The 15987-nt window shown below is 66.4% G+C and carries 21 protein-coding genes; 13 read left to right on the top strand and 8 right to left on the bottom strand.

Annotated features, from left to right (window positions below; translation table 11 throughout):
- Positions 1 to 16 precede the first annotated feature (16 nt).
- Complete coding sequence (locus H6P80_RS01485; RefSeq protein ID WP_185799578.1) at positions 17 to 463, bottom strand: CopD family protein; 447 nt, start codon at positions 461 to 463, stop codon at positions 17 to 19.
- A gap of 3 nt (positions 464 to 466) precedes the next feature.
- Positions 467 to 1501, bottom strand: a complete 1035-nt coding sequence (hemE, locus tag H6P80_RS01480; RefSeq protein WP_185800930.1) for a uroporphyrinogen decarboxylase — start codon at positions 1499 to 1501, stop codon at positions 467 to 469.
- A 339-nt stretch (positions 1502 to 1840) separates the two neighbouring features.
- Between hemE and H6P80_RS01475 the strand changes: the two genes are divergently transcribed.
- The 10 genes from H6P80_RS01475 to H6P80_RS01430 all read left to right on the top strand — a co-directional run bounded on the left by H6P80_RS01475 (position 1841) and on the right by H6P80_RS01430 (position 7931).
- Positions 1841 to 2701, top strand: coding sequence for a pyruvate, water dikinase regulatory protein (locus H6P80_RS01475; RefSeq protein ID WP_185799577.1), 861 nt, complete (start codon positions 1841 to 1843; stop codon positions 2699 to 2701).
- Positions 2702 to 2733: 32 nt separating this feature from the next.
- Positions 2734 to 3285 (top strand): Maf family protein, encoded by a 552-nt coding sequence (locus H6P80_RS01470; protein ID WP_221892853.1) that lies wholly within the window; start codon positions 2734 to 2736, stop codon positions 3283 to 3285.
- Positions 3282 to 4091 (top strand): shikimate dehydrogenase family protein, encoded by an 810-nt coding sequence (locus H6P80_RS01465; RefSeq protein ID WP_185799576.1) that lies wholly within the window; start codon positions 3282 to 3284, stop codon positions 4089 to 4091. The genes H6P80_RS01470 and H6P80_RS01465 overlap by 4 nt, the downstream gene beginning before the upstream one ends.
- 10 nt (positions 4092 to 4101) lie before the next feature.
- Entirely contained in the window at positions 4102 to 4716 is a 615-nt protein-coding gene (gene coaE / locus H6P80_RS01460; RefSeq protein WP_185799575.1) for a dephospho-CoA kinase, read from the top strand.
- Positions 4704 to 5417, top strand: a complete 714-nt coding sequence (gene dnaQ / locus H6P80_RS01455) for a DNA polymerase III subunit epsilon (RefSeq protein WP_185799574.1) — start codon at positions 4704 to 4706, stop codon at positions 5415 to 5417. Before coaE ends, dnaQ begins: the two co-directional genes overlap by 13 nt.
- A gap of 51 nt (positions 5418 to 5468) precedes the next feature.
- Positions 5469 to 6056: a ribosome hibernation-promoting factor, HPF/YfiA family gene (gene hpf / locus H6P80_RS01450; RefSeq protein WP_185799573.1), complete on the top strand. Its 588-nt coding sequence runs from the start codon at positions 5469 to 5471 to the stop codon at positions 6054 to 6056.
- A 62-nt stretch (positions 6057 to 6118) separates the two neighbouring features.
- Entirely contained in the window at positions 6119 to 6586 is a 468-nt protein-coding gene (locus H6P80_RS01445) for a PTS sugar transporter subunit IIA (RefSeq protein WP_185799572.1), read from the top strand.
- Position 6587: 1 nt separating this feature from the next.
- A complete protein-coding gene (locus H6P80_RS01440; RefSeq protein ID WP_407947226.1) occupies positions 6588 to 7058 on the top strand; it encodes a PaaI family thioesterase in 471 nt (156 codons plus the stop codon).
- Positions 7055 to 7396 (top strand): DUF1491 family protein, encoded by a 342-nt coding sequence (locus H6P80_RS01435; protein WP_185799570.1) that lies wholly within the window; start codon positions 7055 to 7057, stop codon positions 7394 to 7396. Before H6P80_RS01440 ends, H6P80_RS01435 begins: the two co-directional genes overlap by 4 nt.
- 67 nt (positions 7397 to 7463) lie before the next feature.
- Positions 7464 to 7931 carry an MmcB family DNA repair protein gene (locus tag H6P80_RS01430; RefSeq protein WP_235973686.1) on the top strand — a complete coding sequence of 156 codons (468 nt, stop codon included), beginning with the start codon at positions 7464 to 7466 and terminating at the stop codon, positions 7929 to 7931.
- 18 nt (positions 7932 to 7949) lie between these two features.
- Here the strand turns inward: H6P80_RS01430 and H6P80_RS01425 are convergent, their stop codons facing one another.
- On the bottom strand, positions 7950 to 8573 hold the full coding sequence (locus tag H6P80_RS01425) for an ankyrin repeat domain-containing protein (RefSeq protein WP_185799568.1): 624 nt from the start codon (positions 8571 to 8573) through the stop codon (positions 7950 to 7952).
- 64 nt (positions 8574 to 8637) lie between these two features.
- Here H6P80_RS01425 and H6P80_RS01420 point away from each other — a divergent pair, with 64 nt between their 5' ends.
- The 3 genes from H6P80_RS01420 to H6P80_RS01410 are packed head-to-tail and all read left to right on the top strand — an operon-like array spanning position 8638 to position 10404.
- A complete protein-coding gene (locus H6P80_RS01420) occupies positions 8638 to 9249 on the top strand; it encodes an SCO family protein (protein WP_235973685.1) in 612 nt (203 codons plus the stop codon).
- Positions 9246 to 9680 carry a YcgN family cysteine cluster protein gene (locus H6P80_RS01415; RefSeq protein ID WP_185799566.1) on the top strand — a complete coding sequence of 145 codons (435 nt, stop codon included), beginning with the start codon at positions 9246 to 9248 and terminating at the stop codon, positions 9678 to 9680. The genes H6P80_RS01420 and H6P80_RS01415 overlap by 4 nt, the downstream gene beginning before the upstream one ends.
- Positions 9637 to 10404 carry a M48 family metallopeptidase gene (locus H6P80_RS01410; RefSeq protein ID WP_235973684.1) on the top strand — a complete coding sequence of 256 codons (768 nt, stop codon included), beginning with the start codon at positions 9637 to 9639 and terminating at the stop codon, positions 10402 to 10404. The genes H6P80_RS01415 and H6P80_RS01410 overlap by 44 nt, the downstream gene beginning before the upstream one ends.
- On the opposite strand, the gene H6P80_RS01405 is transcribed toward H6P80_RS01410, so the two are convergent.
- From H6P80_RS01405 to H6P80_RS01385, 5 genes are all read right to left on the bottom strand, one after another.
- The gene (locus H6P80_RS01405) at positions 10380 to 12497 is read right to left on the bottom strand and encodes a transglycosylase domain-containing protein (RefSeq protein ID WP_185799565.1); all 2118 of its coding nucleotides are present in this window, start codon (positions 12495 to 12497) and stop codon (positions 10380 to 10382) included. The genes H6P80_RS01410 and H6P80_RS01405 overlap by 25 nt on opposite strands.
- A gap of 144 nt (positions 12498 to 12641) precedes the next feature.
- Positions 12642 to 13037 (bottom strand): peptide-methionine (R)-S-oxide reductase MsrB, encoded by a 396-nt coding sequence (msrB, locus tag H6P80_RS01400; protein WP_185799564.1) that lies wholly within the window; start codon positions 13035 to 13037, stop codon positions 12642 to 12644.
- 42 nt (positions 13038 to 13079) lie between these two features.
- Complete coding sequence (locus tag H6P80_RS01395) at positions 13080 to 14165, bottom strand: NAD(P)/FAD-dependent oxidoreductase (RefSeq protein ID WP_185799563.1); 1086 nt, start codon at positions 14163 to 14165, stop codon at positions 13080 to 13082.
- Positions 14144 to 14833, bottom strand: coding sequence for a methyltransferase domain-containing protein (locus tag H6P80_RS01390; protein ID WP_185799562.1), 690 nt, complete (start codon positions 14831 to 14833; stop codon positions 14144 to 14146). The genes H6P80_RS01395 and H6P80_RS01390 overlap by 22 nt, the downstream gene beginning before the upstream one ends.
- Positions 14833 to 15903 (bottom strand): type III polyketide synthase, encoded by a 1071-nt coding sequence (locus H6P80_RS01385; RefSeq protein ID WP_185799561.1) that lies wholly within the window; start codon positions 15901 to 15903, stop codon positions 14833 to 14835. Before H6P80_RS01385 ends, H6P80_RS01390 begins: the two co-directional genes overlap by 1 nt.
- Positions 15904 to 15987 lie beyond the last annotated feature (84 nt).

The following is a 15987-nucleotide window of genomic DNA, read 5'->3' as shown; positions in this document are numbered from 1 at the left end:
ATGGGCCAGCGCCCCTTCAGGAAAAGGGCTTCACGACCACCAGGATCACGATGATCGCCGCCGCGACGCCCGGAATCTCGTTGATCATCCGCAGCTTTTTCGACGAGAGCGGCCGTTCGCCGCGCGCCAGTTTTTTCCGGTATCCCATCAGCCAGCCCTGATAGCCCGACAGCCCGATGACGATGGCGAGCTTGGCGATCAGCCAGGGCTGCAGCCAGAGATCGAGCAGATAGACGAGCGTGAAGCCGAGCACCCAGACGATCAGCATCGAGGGGTTCATGATGATCGTCGCCAGCTTGTCCTCGCGCTCGATCCAGCGCCGCGCCTCTTCGGATCCTTCGGGCGCTTCCTGGTGATAGACGAAGAAGCGCGGCAGCATGAACAATCCCGCCATCCAGAAGATCACGAAGATGATATGGGCGGCCTTGATCCAGGGATAGGCAAGGGCAAGCATGGTCGTCATCGCTCAGCCTTTTCGCTCATGGCCGACCAGCCGTTCAACATGAGAAATCGGCGTGTCGGGCAGGATGCCATGGCCGAGATTGAAGATATGCGGCCGGCCGGCAAAGGCGCGAAGGATATGGTCGGTCGCGGCATCGAGCGCCGCGCCGCCGGCGATCAGCGCGAGGGGATCGAGATTGCCCTGCACCGGGAGATCGTCGGGCAGGGCGGCATTCGCCCATACGGGATCGACCGTCTCGTCGAGGCCCAGCGCATCGACCCCGGTCTCGCGCGCATAGGCGGGCAGCTTCTCGCCCGATCCCTTGGGGAAACCGATCACCGGAACGTCCGGGTGGCGATCCTTGAGCGCGGCTACGATCCGCGCATTGGGCGCGATCACCCAGCGTTCGAACTGCGCGGGCGAGAGGCTGCCCGCCCAGCTGTCGAACAGCTGCACGGCATGGACGCCCGCTTCGATCTGGCGCGAAAGATAGCCGATCGTGATCTCGGCGATCGCGTCGATGATCGCGCCGAAGGCCTGCGGATCGCCATAGGCCGCGCGCCGCGTCTCGCCCTGGTCCCGGCTGCCGCGCCCGGCTACCATGTAGGTCGCCACCGTCCAGGGGCTACCGGCAAAACCCAGAAACGTCGTTTCATCGGGCAGCAGCCCGGCCACCGTCTCGACCGTCCCGTAGACCGGATCGAGCCGTTCGGGCGCGCGCTCCAGCGAGGTGAGCGCCGCATCGACGAGCGGGGGCGCGAGCCGCGGCCCTTCCCCTTCCACGAACCAGAGATCCTGGCCGAGCGCATGGGGAATGACGAGAATGTCGGAAAACAGGATCGCACCGTCGAAGCCGAAACGGCGGATCGGCTGCAGGGTCACCTCCGCGGCCGCTTCGCTGTCATGGACGAGATCGAGAAAGCCGCCCTTCTTCGCCCTGAGCTCGCGATATTCGGGAAGATAGCGGCCGGCCTGGCGCATCAGCCAGAGCGGGGGCGGATCGCGCCGTTCGCCCTTCAGCACGCCGAGCAGCTTGCGCTCGCCGGTCAGAGGTTCGATCGTCTCGGAGGGCTCTTCTATCACTATCTATACTTATAAGAATCTTAAATTGATGGAGTCAGTTGGAGGCTTGAGAGCGGGGTTTATGCGCGGTTGCCGGGAATGCCAACAGCTTGACTCGCGATAGGCCGCCAGCCGGGCCGGAGTCGCCTTGCTTATCCCGGTGATTCACAGGCTGTGCACGGATTCCATTCCCTGTGGAAGAGGTTCGGGATCGAAAATCGCATTGCGGGGCCGAATCGATGGCTTGCCTCTATCCCGCGCTTTCCGCTAGCTTGACGCGCAGGCTTGTCCACAGGCTTGTCCGCGTCGCACCGCTGCTGGAAAGTCTTCCATTCGATGATCCGCCTTCACCTCCATCTGATCTCGGACTCCACGGGCGAGACGCTGGAGAATATCGCCAAGGCCGGGCTTGCCCAGTTCGACGATGTCGAGACGATCAAGCATTTCTGGCCGATGGTGCGCTCGGAAGGCCATATCGACCGGGTGCTCGACGATGTCGGGAAACAGCCGGGCCTCGTCCTCTATACTCTGGTCGATCACAATGTCCGCCGGCGGCTGGAAATGCGTTGCCGGGCGATGGGCCTGCCCGCGGTTTCCGCGCTCGATCCGGTGATCGACGCGCTCTCGCGCCTGCTCGGCATGGAAGCCAAGGAGCGGCCGGGCGGCCAGCATACGCTCGACGCGGCCTATTTCCGGCGCGTCGAGGCGATCCACTATACGATTGCGCATGACGACGGCGTCGGCGCGGAAGATTGGGACGCCGCCGATATCGTCCTTGCCGGGGTTTCGCGCACCTCGAAGACGCCGACCAGCATCTATCTCGCCAATCGCGGCTACAAGGTCGCCAATGTTCCGCTGGTGCCCGAAGCGCCGCCGCCCGATACGCTCTACCGCCTGAAAAACCCGATCATCGTCGGCCTGACGACCAGCCCGGACCGGCTCGTCCAGGTTCGCCGCAACCGGCTCTTGACGCTGAACCAGGCGCCCGAAACCGATTATGTCGACGAGGAGCGCGTCAAGGCAGAGGTCGCCTTTGCCCGCCGCATCTTCGCCGACAATGAATGGCCGGTGATCGATGTGACGCGCCGGTCGATCGAGGAAAGCGCCGCGGCGATCCTCAACATCGTTTCCTCGCGTGAAAACGCCGAAGACGCGCCGGGCAACAATGAGAAGGAGGAGCAGGCGCCATCGGTCTGATCCTCGCATCGCAAAGTGCTTCGCGGCGGGCCATGCTGGAGGCGGCGGGCGTGCCGTTTACCCCGATGGCCGCCGGTATCGACGAGGAGGCCGCCAAGGCCGCGCTTACCGCCGAGGGCATCTCCGCGCGCAACCTCGCCGATGCGCTGGCCGAGCTCAAGGCGACCAAGCTCTCTCGGCGCTTCCCGCAGGACCTGGTTCTCGGCTGCGACCAGGTCGCCTCGCTCGGCGCCCGCATCTTCGACAAGGCAGGCTCCCGCGAGGAAGCGGCCGAACAGCTGCGCGCGCTCGCCGGGGAAACCCATAGCCAGACGAGCGCCGCGGTGATCTGCGAAGGCGGCCAGCCGGTCTGGCGCCATATCGATGTCGCCAAGCTCGCGATGCGCGATTTTTCCGGCGATTTCCTCGACGCCTATCTCGATGAGGAATGGCCGGCCGTCGGCGGCTGCGCCGGTGGCTACCGGATCGAGGGCCCGGGCGCGCAGCTTTTCACGCGGATCGACGGCAGCCATTTCACCGTTCTCGGGCTGCCGCTGCTCCCGCTGCTCGACTATCTTCGCGTCCGGGGGGTGATGCGCGCATGACCAAAGCCTATGCAGAGGTGATCGGCGATCCGATCGCCCATTCGAAATCGCCGCTGATTCACGGATTCTGGCTCGAAAAGCTCGGCATCGATGCCGAATATCGGCTGGCCCATGTCAAGGCGGAGGAACTGCGCGCCTATTTCGCCGGGCGGCGGGCCGACCCTCTTTGGCGCGGCTGCAACGTCACCATCCCCCATAAATCGGCGGTGATCGAGATTGCGGACCGCTGCGAGGGCGCGGCGAAAAAAGCCGGAGCAGCCAATTGCGTCACCCCCATTCAGGGCGAACTCGTTGCCACCAACACCGATGTTTTCGGTTTTCTCGAACCCTTTGCCGATGTCGATTTCGAGGATAGCGACGTGATCGTCATCGGCGCGGGCGGGGCAAGCCGCGCGGTGCTGATCGCGCTGGCGCTGCACGGCTATGGCCGGGTCCATCTCTACAACCGCGATGTCGAGAAAGCGGCGGCCCTGCTTGCCGGGCTGGGCATGCGCGGCGAGGCGCGGCCGCTTGATGCGCCATGGATCGCGGCGGACCTTCTCGTCAACGCAAGCGCGCTCGGGATGGAGGGCTATCCACCCTTGCCGATGGATATCGCGGCGCTTCCCGCGGGCGCGACGGTCTGCGATGTCGTCTATGCCCCGCTTGAAACGCCGCTGCTCGCCGCGGCGCGGGCGGCGAAATTGCGCGCCGTCGACGGGCTCCATATGCTGATCGGCCAGGCGGGAATCGCGTTCGAGGCGTTTTTCGGTGAAGCCGCGCCGCGCGAACATGACGGGGAACTCAGGGAGTTGTTGACGCGGTGACGGTTGCGCGATGATCATTTTGGGCCTCACCGGATCGATCGGCATGGGCAAATCGACCGTTGCGGCGATGTTCGCGGCGCTTGGCGTGCCCGTGTTCGATGCCGATGCCGAGGTGCACCGCCTGCAGGGCCCGGGCGGCGAGCTCGTCCAGGCCATCGAGACGCTGTTTCCCGGCACCACCGGGCCGGACGGCGTCGATCGCGCCAAACTCTCGAAAGCCGTGCTCGGCGATGCGGAAAAGCTCGCCGCGCTCGAGGAGCTGATCCACCCGGCGGTCGGCCTCGGCCGCACGGCGTTTCTCGAGGAACATGCCGATGCGCCGCTGGTGGTCTTCGATATCCCGCTGCTGTTCGAAAAGACCGGCCGGGCGGGACTCGACGCCGTGCTCGTCGTTTCCGCTCCGGCCGACGTCCAGCGCAAGCGTGTGCTGGCGCGTCCGGGCATGAGCGAAGAAAAATTCGAACATATTCTCGCGTTGCAGATGCCCGACGAGGAAAAGCGGAAACGCGCCGATTTCATCGTCGATACGGGCACGCCGCTGGCCGATACGCGGGCACAGATTGACGCACTCGTGACTTGCTTAAGGGATCACGACGTCCGATATTGCCAACAATGCGTGAGATAGTTTTCGACACGGAAACGACCGGCCTCAGCCCAACCGATGGCCACCGGCTCGTGGAAATCGGCGCCATCGAGATGGTCAATCGGGTCGAAACGGGGCGCACCTTCCACGTCTATCTCAATCCCGAGCGCGACATGCCCGGCGAAGCCTTTGCCGTGCACGGGCTTTCCGAAGCCTTTCTTTCGAACAAGCCCCTGTTTGCCGACGAAGCGCCCGGCTTTCTCGATTTTCTGGAGGATAGCCCGCTTGTCGCGCATAATGCGCAATTCGATTTCGGCTTCGTCAATGCCGAGCTCGAACGCTGCGGCCATGGCATCCTCACCCGGGAACGGATGGTCGATACGCTGGCGATCGCCCGCACGAAGCATCCCGGCGCCAAGCACAGCCTGGACGCGCTCTGCTCGCGCTACGGCGTCGATCGTTCCCAGCGCGTCCTGCACGGCGCGCTGCTCGATGCGCAGTTGCTGGCCCAGGTCTATGTCGAACTGACCGGCGGCCGCCAGATCGGGCTCGTGCTGGCCGATGACGAGGCCGCGCGCGTCGTTGCCGGCGCCGAAGCCGACGGGGCGCAACGCGCGCCGCGGCGTCCGCGTCGCGAACCCCGCCCGCATCGCGCGAGCGCCGAAGAACTGGCCCGGCACGCGGCTTTCGTTGCCGGGATCGACGACCCGTTATGGCCGGCCGAACCGGACAAGGCGGGTTGAATGTGGCGGTGCCGGATCCCCTCCGGCGCCTGAATTGTGAAGGATAAAGCGATGGATATTCGTGTATCGGGTCATCAGGTCGAAACCGGCGAGGCGCTGAAGGAGCATGTCGAGGAGCGGCTCACCGCGATCGCCGACAAATATTTCTCGCGCACCATTTCGGCGCAGGTGACCTTCGGCAAGGGACCGCACGATCACGGTTTTCACTGCACGATCGTCGCCCATGTCATGCAGGGCGTGATCCTGAAGGGCGAGGCCGGCAGCGCCGGCGATGCCCATGCCGCCTTCGAGGAAGCGGCCGGCCATGTCGAAAAGCAGCTGCGCCGCCATATGAACCGGCTCAAGGACCATCACAAACAGGCCAATGGCGACATGCCGGCGATCATGCCGGAGCCCAATGCCGGCTATACGGTGTTCAAGGGCAGCGAAGACGAGGAAACGCCGGAAGACAATCCGCCCATCATCGCCGAACTGAAGGTCGATATTCCGGATGCCAGCGTCTCGAGCGCCGTCTGGATGCTGGATTTGCGGAACACCAATGCGCTGCTCTTCAAAAATACCGACACCGGTATATATAACATGGTCTATCGACGCCGGGACGGCTCGATCGGGTGGGTAGAACCAGAACGTCCCGTTTGAAGAAAATCATCAGCATGGGCGCCGGCTTCGGCCCGGCCGCCCGTGCGATATCAAGGTGTTCCATGAGCGAGTTTGACGCGTTTCCAGATCCCGCCTTCATTCTGTTCGGCCAGAGCGCGGCCGACAAGAAGGCGCTGTTCGGGCTGATCGCCGGTCATGCCGCCGAGCTGACCGGGATCGATTCCGAAATCCTGACGCGCCAGCTCGAGGCGCGCGAATCCCTGGGCTCGACGGGGTTCGGGGACGGGGTCGCGATTCCGCACGGCCGCATTCCCGGTCTCGAAAAGCCCTTCACGGTGTTCCTGCGCCTTGCCGAACCGGTCGATTATGACGCGGCGGACGACCTTCCGGTCGATCTCGTCTTCGCGCTGTTTTCGCCCGATGGCGACGGCGCGGTGCATTTGCGGCTGCTCGCCAAGATCAGCCGGCGGATGCGCGACAAGGCGTTCGTTGCCAAGCTGCGCGGCGCGCGCTCGCAGGATGCGCTCTTTGCGCTGCTCACCGATATCGAGGCGGCGCACGCTGCCTGAGCTGGGCGAGAGCGGCGCGCCGCTCGCCGGCGCCGAAGCGCATTTTCGGGCGCTCGAGGCGCTTTATGCCGCCGCGCCGATCAACCGCATCTGGGATTCCCGGCTGGAAATCCCGGAAAGCGGCCATGCGCGGATCAGCTTCGATCTCGACGAGCGCTATTATCACGCCGCCGGGGCGGTTCATGGCACCAGCTATTTCAAGATGCTTGACGATGCCGCTTTTTATGCCGCGAACAGCCTGGTCTCGGACCGCTTCCTGCTCACGACCGGCTTCAACCTGTTGTTCACCCGGCCGCTGACGGCGGGGCCGGTCACGGCCGAGGGGCGCTGGGTATCGGGCCAGCGCCGCGTGTTCGTCGCCGAAGCGCGGCTCATCGATGCCGAGGGCGAAGAAGCCGCGCGCGGAACCGGCACCTTCATGAAATCGCGCATCGCGCTGTCTTCGCTCGACGGCTATCGCCTGCCGGCATGAACACGCGGCTCACAAGCCGGATGCTGATCGGCGCCCTGCGCCGCACGGTGGAAGCGGCCGGCGGCCATGCGATGGTGATGACCCATGGCGACGAGATTTCGGGGGCGGTGCTGCTCGTACTCACCGATCGTGGCGTGACGCGCGGGCTTCGCGAACGAGGGCTTGCGCCCGATGGCGGCTATCACTGGGTCGAAGCCGGCCCCGCCGATCCCGCAGACCCGGCGGCGATGGCCGAATATCTGGAGCGCCGCCGCAAATTCGATCCCGATATCTGGGTCGTCGAGATCGACAGCCCCCCGCCCGACGATTGGCTCGCGGAATTTATCGGCCAATCCTGAACGCGCCCCGCGGGGCCTTCCAAGCGTTCGTTCTTTGTTCTAGCCTTGCGCGATGACGGATTCGCACATGTCCCTGGAAACCGATTCGCTGGCGGCGATGGATGTCGCGCGCGGGGTATCGCGCCTCTTTTACCGGCAGGAACTGGTCACGCTGAGCGAAGTGCCGCTCGGGAACGGCCGGCGCGCCGATATCATGGCGATCGACGCCAAGGGCGAGATCGTGATCGTCGAGATCAAGGTCAGCCGGGCCGATCTGCTCGGCGATCGCAAATGGCCCGATTATCTCGATTATTGCGACCGCTATTTCTGGGCGGTGCCGGCCGGGTTCGATCTCGATCTGTGCGCCCGCGAAGAACTACGGCCCGACATTGCCGGGCTGATCGTCGCCGATCCCTATGACGCGGCGATCGTTCGCGAGGCGACGGCGCAAAAAATGGCGCCCGCCCGGCGAAAGTCGGAAACCTTGCGCTTCGGGCGGCGCGCCGCGGCGCGCCTGCTGGCGCTGTCGGACCCGCATCTCGCCGGCTTCGATTGAACGCCCTTCGGCTGCCGGTCAGGGCGTCGGGCCGACGACGGGCGCCTGTTCGGCGACCGGCTGGGCGGTGTCGAGAATATCGATGATATGCTGCGAGCGGCCGTCGCGAACCGCGTAATCGCGCGCCGAAAGGCCGATCACGCTGTCGGCGACTTCGGGATTGGCGCCGGCGTCGATCAGCTGGCGGACGATATCGGGATTGCGATGCTGCACGGCCAGGATCAGCGGCGTCTCGCCGCGGCTGTTGCGAGCGTTCGCATCGGCCCGGACCACGAGCAGCCAGCGCACGGCTTCGGCGAAATCGATCTGCGCGGCGATGTGCAGCGGCGTGTTGCCGTCATTGTCGCGGATATTGGGATCGGCCTCGTGACGCAGCAGGTAGAGCAGCCATTGGGTATCGCGGTCGCGCGTCACGATGTGGAGCGCGCCGAGCCCGGTGGCGCGTTCGCGGGCGTTGATGATCGCGGCGCCGCCCGGCTGCTCGATGATCTCGCTGACTTCCTCGTAGCTGCGATTCCGCACGCCCCGCAGATAATTGTAATGGTTGGAAAATTGCGCGGCGACCGGCTCGGCCACGAGCAAGGCGGCCAGCACCGCCATGATCGCGGCGGCGGAAATCTTCCGGAAAACAGAAAAGGACATGGAACTGGGCACCCCGTATCGATACTTGCCAGCACCCCTTTAGCAAAGCATGACTGGCGCTGTCATGAACGATCTCCCCTTCCCCAAAATCCGTTTTCTCCCGCTGCTGCTTGCCGCTGCGCTCACCGCTTGCTCGCCCGGCGGCGATACGGCGGCGCAGGAGGCTCCGCCGCTCCAGGGCGCGGCGATCGGCGGCGATTTCACGCTGACCGACGAAAGCGGCCAAACCGCGCAGGAAAGCGATTTCGCGGGCGACTACCGGATCGTCTATTTCGGCTATACCTTCTGCCCGGACGTCTGCCCGGTCGATATGCAGAATCTGGGCCGCGCGCTGCGGGCCTTCGAAGCCGACGATGCGGAGGCGGCGGGGAAACTGGTGCCCATCTTCGTCAGCGTCGATCCCGGTCGCGACACGCCCGAGGTCCTGGCCGAATATACCGCGAATTTTCATCCCCGCCTGATCGGCATGACGGGCACGCGCGAACAGCTGGACGCTATGGTCGAAGCCTATGGCGCCTGGTACGAGATCGAGGAGGATGACGGGTCGGGCCGCTATCTCGTCAACCACACCAACAACGCCACCCTGTTCGGCCCCGACGGCGAACCGCTCGCCATCCTGCCGCTCCAGGATTCAACCGAAACCATCGTCGATACGCTGCGCCGCTGGGTGCGATGACCGGAAATTTCTGGGAAACCAAGACGCTGGACCGGATGACGCGGGCCGAATGGGAATCGCTGTGCGACGGCTGCGGCAAATGCTGCCTGCACAAGATCCAGGATGCCGATACCGACGAAGTGCTGCCGACCAATGTCGCGTGCAAATTGCTGGACCGGGATAGCGCGCGCTGCAGCGACTATCGCCACCGCAAGGCCCGGGTGCCCGATTGCCTGCGCCTCACCGCGCGCAACGTGAACAGGCATCCCTGGCTACCGGAAACCTGTGCCTATCGGCTGCTCGCCAATGGCGAGCCCCTGCCCGACTGGCATTATCTGGTCTGCGGCGATCCCGAGGCCGTTCACCGCGCCGGCGAATCGACGCGCGGCTGGACGGTGTCGGAAGTCGATGCCGGATCGCTCGAGCATCACATTGTCGATCGCCGGCTCTGAAACCCGCGCCGGCGTCGTCTCCGAAGGCGTGGTCTTCGAAGGTGGGGGCCATCGCCGCGCGCTTGTCGTCCGCCGCCATCCCCGCGCCCGGGGAATGAAGCTGCGGGTCGATCCGCGCGACGGTGCGGTGGTGCTCAGCCTGCCGCCGCGCGCCAGTCTCGCCCGCGCCGAACGCTGGGCCGAGGGCCAGCGCGACTGGGTGGAGGCCCAACTTTCGCGCGTCGCGCCCGAACGGCCGGTCCTGCCCGGCGCGCCGCTCCCCTATCGCGGCGCCACCATCCTGATCGACTGGGAGGCTTCGCGCCCCCGCACCCCGCGGCTGGAAGATGAGCGGCTGTGCTTCGGCGGACCCGAAGAGGCGGTCGAGACACGGGCGATCCGCTGGCTCAAGGCCGAGGCCCGCCGCCATCTTTCCGAAGAAACCGCCCATTATGCCGCGCTTGCCGGCGTGCCGGTGGCGAAGGTGTCGATCGGCGATCCCCGGACGCGCTGGGGCAGCTGTTCGTCATCGGGCGCGATCCGCTATAACTGGCGGCTCGTCATGGCGCCGCCACGGGTGCTTTCGGCGACCGCCGCGCACGAGGTCGCGCACCGCGTCCATATGAATCACGGGCCGCGTTTCCATGCGCTGGTCGAAGAGATATTCGGCGCCGATCCCGCGCCCGAGCGCCGATGGCTGAAGGAAAACGGCGCGGCGCTCTACCGGATCGGCCGGTCTTCCTGAGGGCGTAGCGCGGGCTGGCGCTGGCCTCCTTCGCCCGGAAAACCGGGTTCGGGGTCGCGCCGCTGTTCGGCCCGGCGTTCGCCTTCGCTCCGGCGCAGCACCTCGTCCAGCCAGGCCTCGTCGGCATTGCCCGGTACCGGCACATCTTCATAGCCGGGGGCCTGGCCATAGCCGCCGCCCCCCACGGGCATGCCATTCTCGTCGACGAACACTTCCGGCTCGTCCAGCGGATTGCCGAAATAGGCGTCGTCCTCGTCCTCCAGCTGCCATTCGGGCAGGGTCACCTCGGTATCGAATTCCTCCACCGGGCGGCTGGCGACGGCGTAGCGCATGAAATCGGCAAAGGCGCGGGCCGGCGCGCGGCCGCCCTGCAGGCCGGGAACCGCCCGGGCATCGTCGCGCCCCATCCACACGGCCGTGGTCAGCCCGGAGGAAAAGCCGATGAACCAGCCATCCTTGTTGGAGCTGGTCGTCCCCGTCTTGCCCGCGACCGGCCGGCCGATCTGCGCGGCCCGGCCGGTGCCGGTGGCGACGGCGGTCTGCAGCAGGTCGGTCATTTCGGCCGCGACATAGGGGGCGACCAGCACCCGGGACTGGTCCACTTCGGCGCGGTAGAGTTCGCGTTCCTCATGGGTGCGCGGATCCTCCATCGTCACCCGCACGATGCCATAGGGTTCGACGGCGATGCCCTGTGCCTGCACCGAGGCGAAGGCACGCGCCATGTCGATCACACGCACTTCGGAGGTGCCGAGCACCATCGAAGGGTGGGTGTTGATCGGCGTCGATATGCCGAAGCGCTGCGCCATATTGGCGACATTGTGCAGGCCGACCTCGGCGCCAAGCTGGGCCGCGACGGTGTTCACCGAATAGGCAAAGGCCGACCGCACATCCATTTCGCCCGCAAACCGCCCGGAGCTGTTGCGCGGCTGCCAGCCATTCCATTCGACGGGTTCGTCGACCACGCGGTCGCCCGGTGTATAGCCGTTTTCGAGCGCGGCGAGATAGACGAACAGCTTCCAGGAGGATCCCGGCTGGCGCACCGATGTGACCGCGCGATTATAGTTGGAGGTTACATAATCGGTGCCGCCGACCATCGCGCGCACCGCGCCGTCCCGATCCAGCGCGACGAGCGCGCCCTGCGCGCCCTGGGGCGTATGGGTGCGGATCGAGGCGACGGCGCGCGCCTGCATGTCGAGATCGAGCGTCGTCCAGACGTCGATCGGCGCGCGCGTTTCGTCGATCATGAAATCGAGCTGGTTGAGCGCCCAGTCGGTAAAATAGCGGACCGAATTCTGGCGCGGCTGCGCGGCCAGGCGAACCTCGGTCGGCGCCGCCTGCGCAGCTTCGGCCGCGCTGATCCGCCCGGTTTCGACCATCAGGTCGAGCACCACCGATGCCCGGCCGATCGCGGCCTCGGCGTCGGCGGTCGGCGAATAGCGCGAGGGCGCCTTCACCAGCCCCGCAATGACGGCGGCCTCGTTCAGGTCGAGCTCGCGCGCCGAATGGCCGAAGAAGCGGCGCGAAGCGGCGTCGATGCCATAGGCGCCGCCGCCGAAATAGACGCGGTTGAGATAGAGTTCGAGGATCTCGTCCTTGGAAAAGCGTATCTCCATCGCGATGGCGAGAATCATCTCGCGGATCTTGCGGCCGAAGGTGCGCGTGTTGGTAAGGAACAGGTTGCGGGCGAGCTGCTGGGTTATGGTCGATCCGCCCTGCGCCCAGCTGCCGCGCTGGATTCGCACCCAGCCGGACCGGGCGATGCCGATCGGATCGATGCCCAGATGATAGTTGAAGCGCCGATCCTCGACCGAAATCATCGCGTCGCGCATCACCGGCGGGATATCGTCATGGCTGAGCCACTGGCCGTAGCTCGGCCCCATCGCGAAGATCACCGTGCCGTCGGCCGCGCGCACGCGTACCGTCTGGCCGTTGGGCGAGGATTGCAGCGTCTCGAAATCGGGCAGCGAGGACATCGCGATGCCGACCGCGACGGCGAGCGCGATGAAGCCGAGCAAGGCGGCATAAAGCCCATATTTGATGAAGCCGATCGTGAACCGCCAAAATGGTCCGCGCGCCGCTTTGCTTCTCGCCATATACCGTCCCGCCCTAAGTGCGCGCCTTGTCCATTCTCACGATGGCCCCACCAAGCCCGATTTGCGACTGAACCAATGCTGAATCGCCGGTCGGGATACCGGCTGGCGGCGAGCCGTCACCTCTCGTGACGCGCCGCGGCCACCTCATTTCTCGGGCTCGAATTCGAGCGACAGGCTGTTGATGCAATAGCGCAGGCCAGTCGGCGGCGGGCCATCCGGGAAAACATGGCCGAGATGCCCGTCGCAGCGGGCGCAGCGGCTTTCGGTGCGAACCATGCCATGGCCGGTATCGACATGATCGGTGACGACCTCGTCGCTCAGCGGCTTGGTGAAGCTCGGCCAGCCCGAACCGCTGTCATATTTGGCGCTGCTCGAAAACAGCGGGAGCTGGCAGCCCGCGCATAGATAGGTGCCGGTTTCGTGATTTCCGTAGAGATCGCCGGCAAAGGCGCGTTCGGTGCCGCCTTCGCGCAGCACATGATACCGTTCGGGCGTCAGCCGTTCGCGCCATTCGGCCTCGCTGAGGTCGAGCTTTTCCATGGTTCGAGCATATGAATCGCCTGCGCCGCCAAATCAACCGAATTAGGCGGCGATCCGCGTCAACCGGCCGAGAAGCGCGACAAGGCCCGGTATCTGCGCCAGGCGCATCGCAGGGCCGGCGGCGCGCGGGCTTTCGGCCATCCGCATCAGCCGCCCCGCCACCGCCAGCGGCCGCCGGGCGCGCCGGGCGAAGGCCCGCTGATAGGCGGGCGCGGCCGCCGGCCCGCCTTGCGCATAGGCGCGCGCCGCAAGGATGCCGCTGGCGATCGCGATGCCGATTCCCTCGCCGGCCAGCGAGGGGATGACGGCGGCCTGGTCGCCGATCCGGAACAGCCCGGCCTCGCCCTGCCGCGCGCACCAGCCATAGGGGACGAGCCCCACCGCATCATGGGCGACCAGGTCTCCCGCCCGGCCCAGCCGTTCCGCCAGGCTCGGCGTTTCGGCCGCCAGCCGGTCGAGCATCGCGCCGGGATCGCTGCCGGCCTCGGCCAGCCGCTCGCGGCGCACGGCCATGCAGAGATTGGCGGTTCCGTCTTCCTGCAGCAAAAGCCCGGCATAGCCGCCCTCGAAGAAATGGAGTTCGATCGTCCCGGCCAGCGCCTCGGCGAGCGACGGGGTTGCGGCGTAGCGATAGCGCAGGCCCATCCATTGGGCGGGCGATGCCGCGCGCTTGGCCCCGCGCAGCTCATATTTGCCGGTGGCGAGGAACAGCGCCTCGGCCGCGATCTCGCTGTCATCGGCGAGCCGCGCCGCGCCCGGCAGGGCTTCGCGCACCGCCATGCCGCGGATCACCTCCGCCCCCGCCGCTTCCGCTTCGCCGAGCAACAGCTCGTCGAGCCGCCGCCGGGACACGCCGATGCCCGGCGAGGGCAGGCGCGCGCGCGCCGCCCTGTTTCCGGCGAACAGCCTGACCCGGTCGATCCCGTAGCCGCCGATCTTCGGGGCGGAGAGTCCTAACCGCGCGAGCGTTTCCAGGGTCCGCCAGCTGACAAAGCCGCCGCACAGATGGTCGCGGGTTTCAGCGTCGCGCTCGACGACCAGCGCCGCCGCGCCGCCGCGCGCCAGCGTGATCGCCGCCGCCGCGCCGGCCGGCCCGCCGCCGACGATCAGCGCAGCCGTTCGACGCACAGCCTGAAGGGGAAGGCGCGGAATATCCGCGCGGCATTTGCAACCCCTGCCTCTTCGAGGATCGGCGGCCATTCGCCGGGCCGGTAGGACCGGGCGATCGACAGGGTGCCGTCCTCGCGCACGATCCGGTGCCAGCCCATGATCCGCGCGAGGATCGGATAGCCCCTATGGGCAAAGCCGTGGCGGTGAAGATCGTTGACCAGCCAGCCGGCCGATGCCTTCGCTTCCATATGTTTCAGGAAGGCGACGAGCTGGTCATGGGTCATATGATGGGCGACGAGGTTGGAAAGGATGCAGTCGAACGGTTCGCAATCGGCATAATCGCCGCTGCGATAGTCGATGCCGAGCCCGGGCGGGGTTTTGGCTTGCGCCGCGGCGCGGCTCTTGGCGTTGAGATCGATGCCGACGAGCCGCGCTTCGATGCCGCGCTTTTGCGCCCAATGCGCGATCGCCCGAAGCATCCCGCCTTCGCCGAAGCCGACATCGAGCAGGCTGAAGCTGCGCCTGCTTCCCACCGCGCGCTGGAGAAAGCCGAGCGTCGGCCGCGCCGAAAAGGTCCAGCGATTGGCCTTTTCGAGATCGGCCAGCACGGCGGCATAGGTTTCGGGGGGCAGGTCCGCCGCGTCCATCTGCTCCTCGGCGATGGTCCGCTCGGAAAGGCGGACCATCAGGCGCTCCGGAAGCCGAAGCCTTCGGCAGCGAGCCCCGGCCCGAAGGCGATGGCGACGCCATTGTCGATGCCGGGCCCGGCCATCAGCCGGCGGAGCACGAACATCAGTGTCGCCGACGACATGTTGCCGCTTTCGGCGAGGATCGCACGCGACGCGGCGAGCGCATCGGTGCCGAGCCCCAGCGCCTTTTCCACCGCATCGAGGATCGAACGGCCGCCGGCATGGACGGCCCAGCCGTCCACCGTCTGCGGATCCGCGCCGCCGCACACCGCGCCGCGAAAGCCGTCGGTGCCGAGCGCTTCGCCGATTCGTCCCGGCACTTCGCCCGAAAGATGCATGGCAAAGCCGGTATCGCCGATATGCCAGCGGATAAGATCGCCCGATTCCGGGAGTGTCGCGGCAAATTGCCGGTCGATGGCCAGGCCGCTGGGCTCCGCGCTGACGATCGCCGCCGCCGCGCCGTCGCCGAACAGCAGCATGGCGAGAAATTCGTCGATCGATCCGCCGGTCTGCAGATGCAGCGTCGAAAGCTCGGTCGCGACGACGAGCACGCGCGCTTCGGGCTCGGAACGGACGATATGCCAGGCCGAGCGCAGCGCGGTTACCGCGCCATAGCAGCCCATGAAGCCGACCAGCGTCCGCTCGACGCTGCCCGACAGGCCCAGCCGGCTCGCGATCAGCTGGTCGAGGCCCGGCGCGGTGAAGCCCGTGCAGCTGGCGACCACGAGATGGGTGATGCCGGCGGGGTCGGGCGCTTCGGGCAGGGCGGCGATCGCCTCCATCGCCAGTTGCGGCGCGGCTTGCGCATAGATCGCCATGCGCTGGGAGGTCGGCGGCATGCCGTTTTCGTAGAAGCCGCCCTCCGCGACCGGCGATCCACCGCCGGCGGTTTTCGGCAATACCGACCAGCGATGGCCGATCCCGGCGCGCTTCACCATGCGTTCGAACAGCCCGCGTTCGCGGCTATTGTCGAGCCGCGCCGCGACCCAGTCGATAAAGGCGGTGTGGATGTCGTGCGTGGGCGTCGCAGTGCCGATCGCATTTATGTGGGGCGTTGCTGATGGCAAGAAAGGCCCTTTCCAGGCGCGTCGGAAGGATCGTGCTTCTGTTTTGCAGGCGCATATCACGGCTGTCCTGCTTCTATGGCAGGC

This window comes from Parasphingopyxis marina (assembly GCF_014237875.1).
Lineage (GTDB): Bacteria > Pseudomonadota > Alphaproteobacteria > Sphingomonadales > Sphingomonadaceae > Parasphingopyxis > Parasphingopyxis marina.
This window is presented reverse-complemented; position numbering and strand designations above follow the sequence as displayed.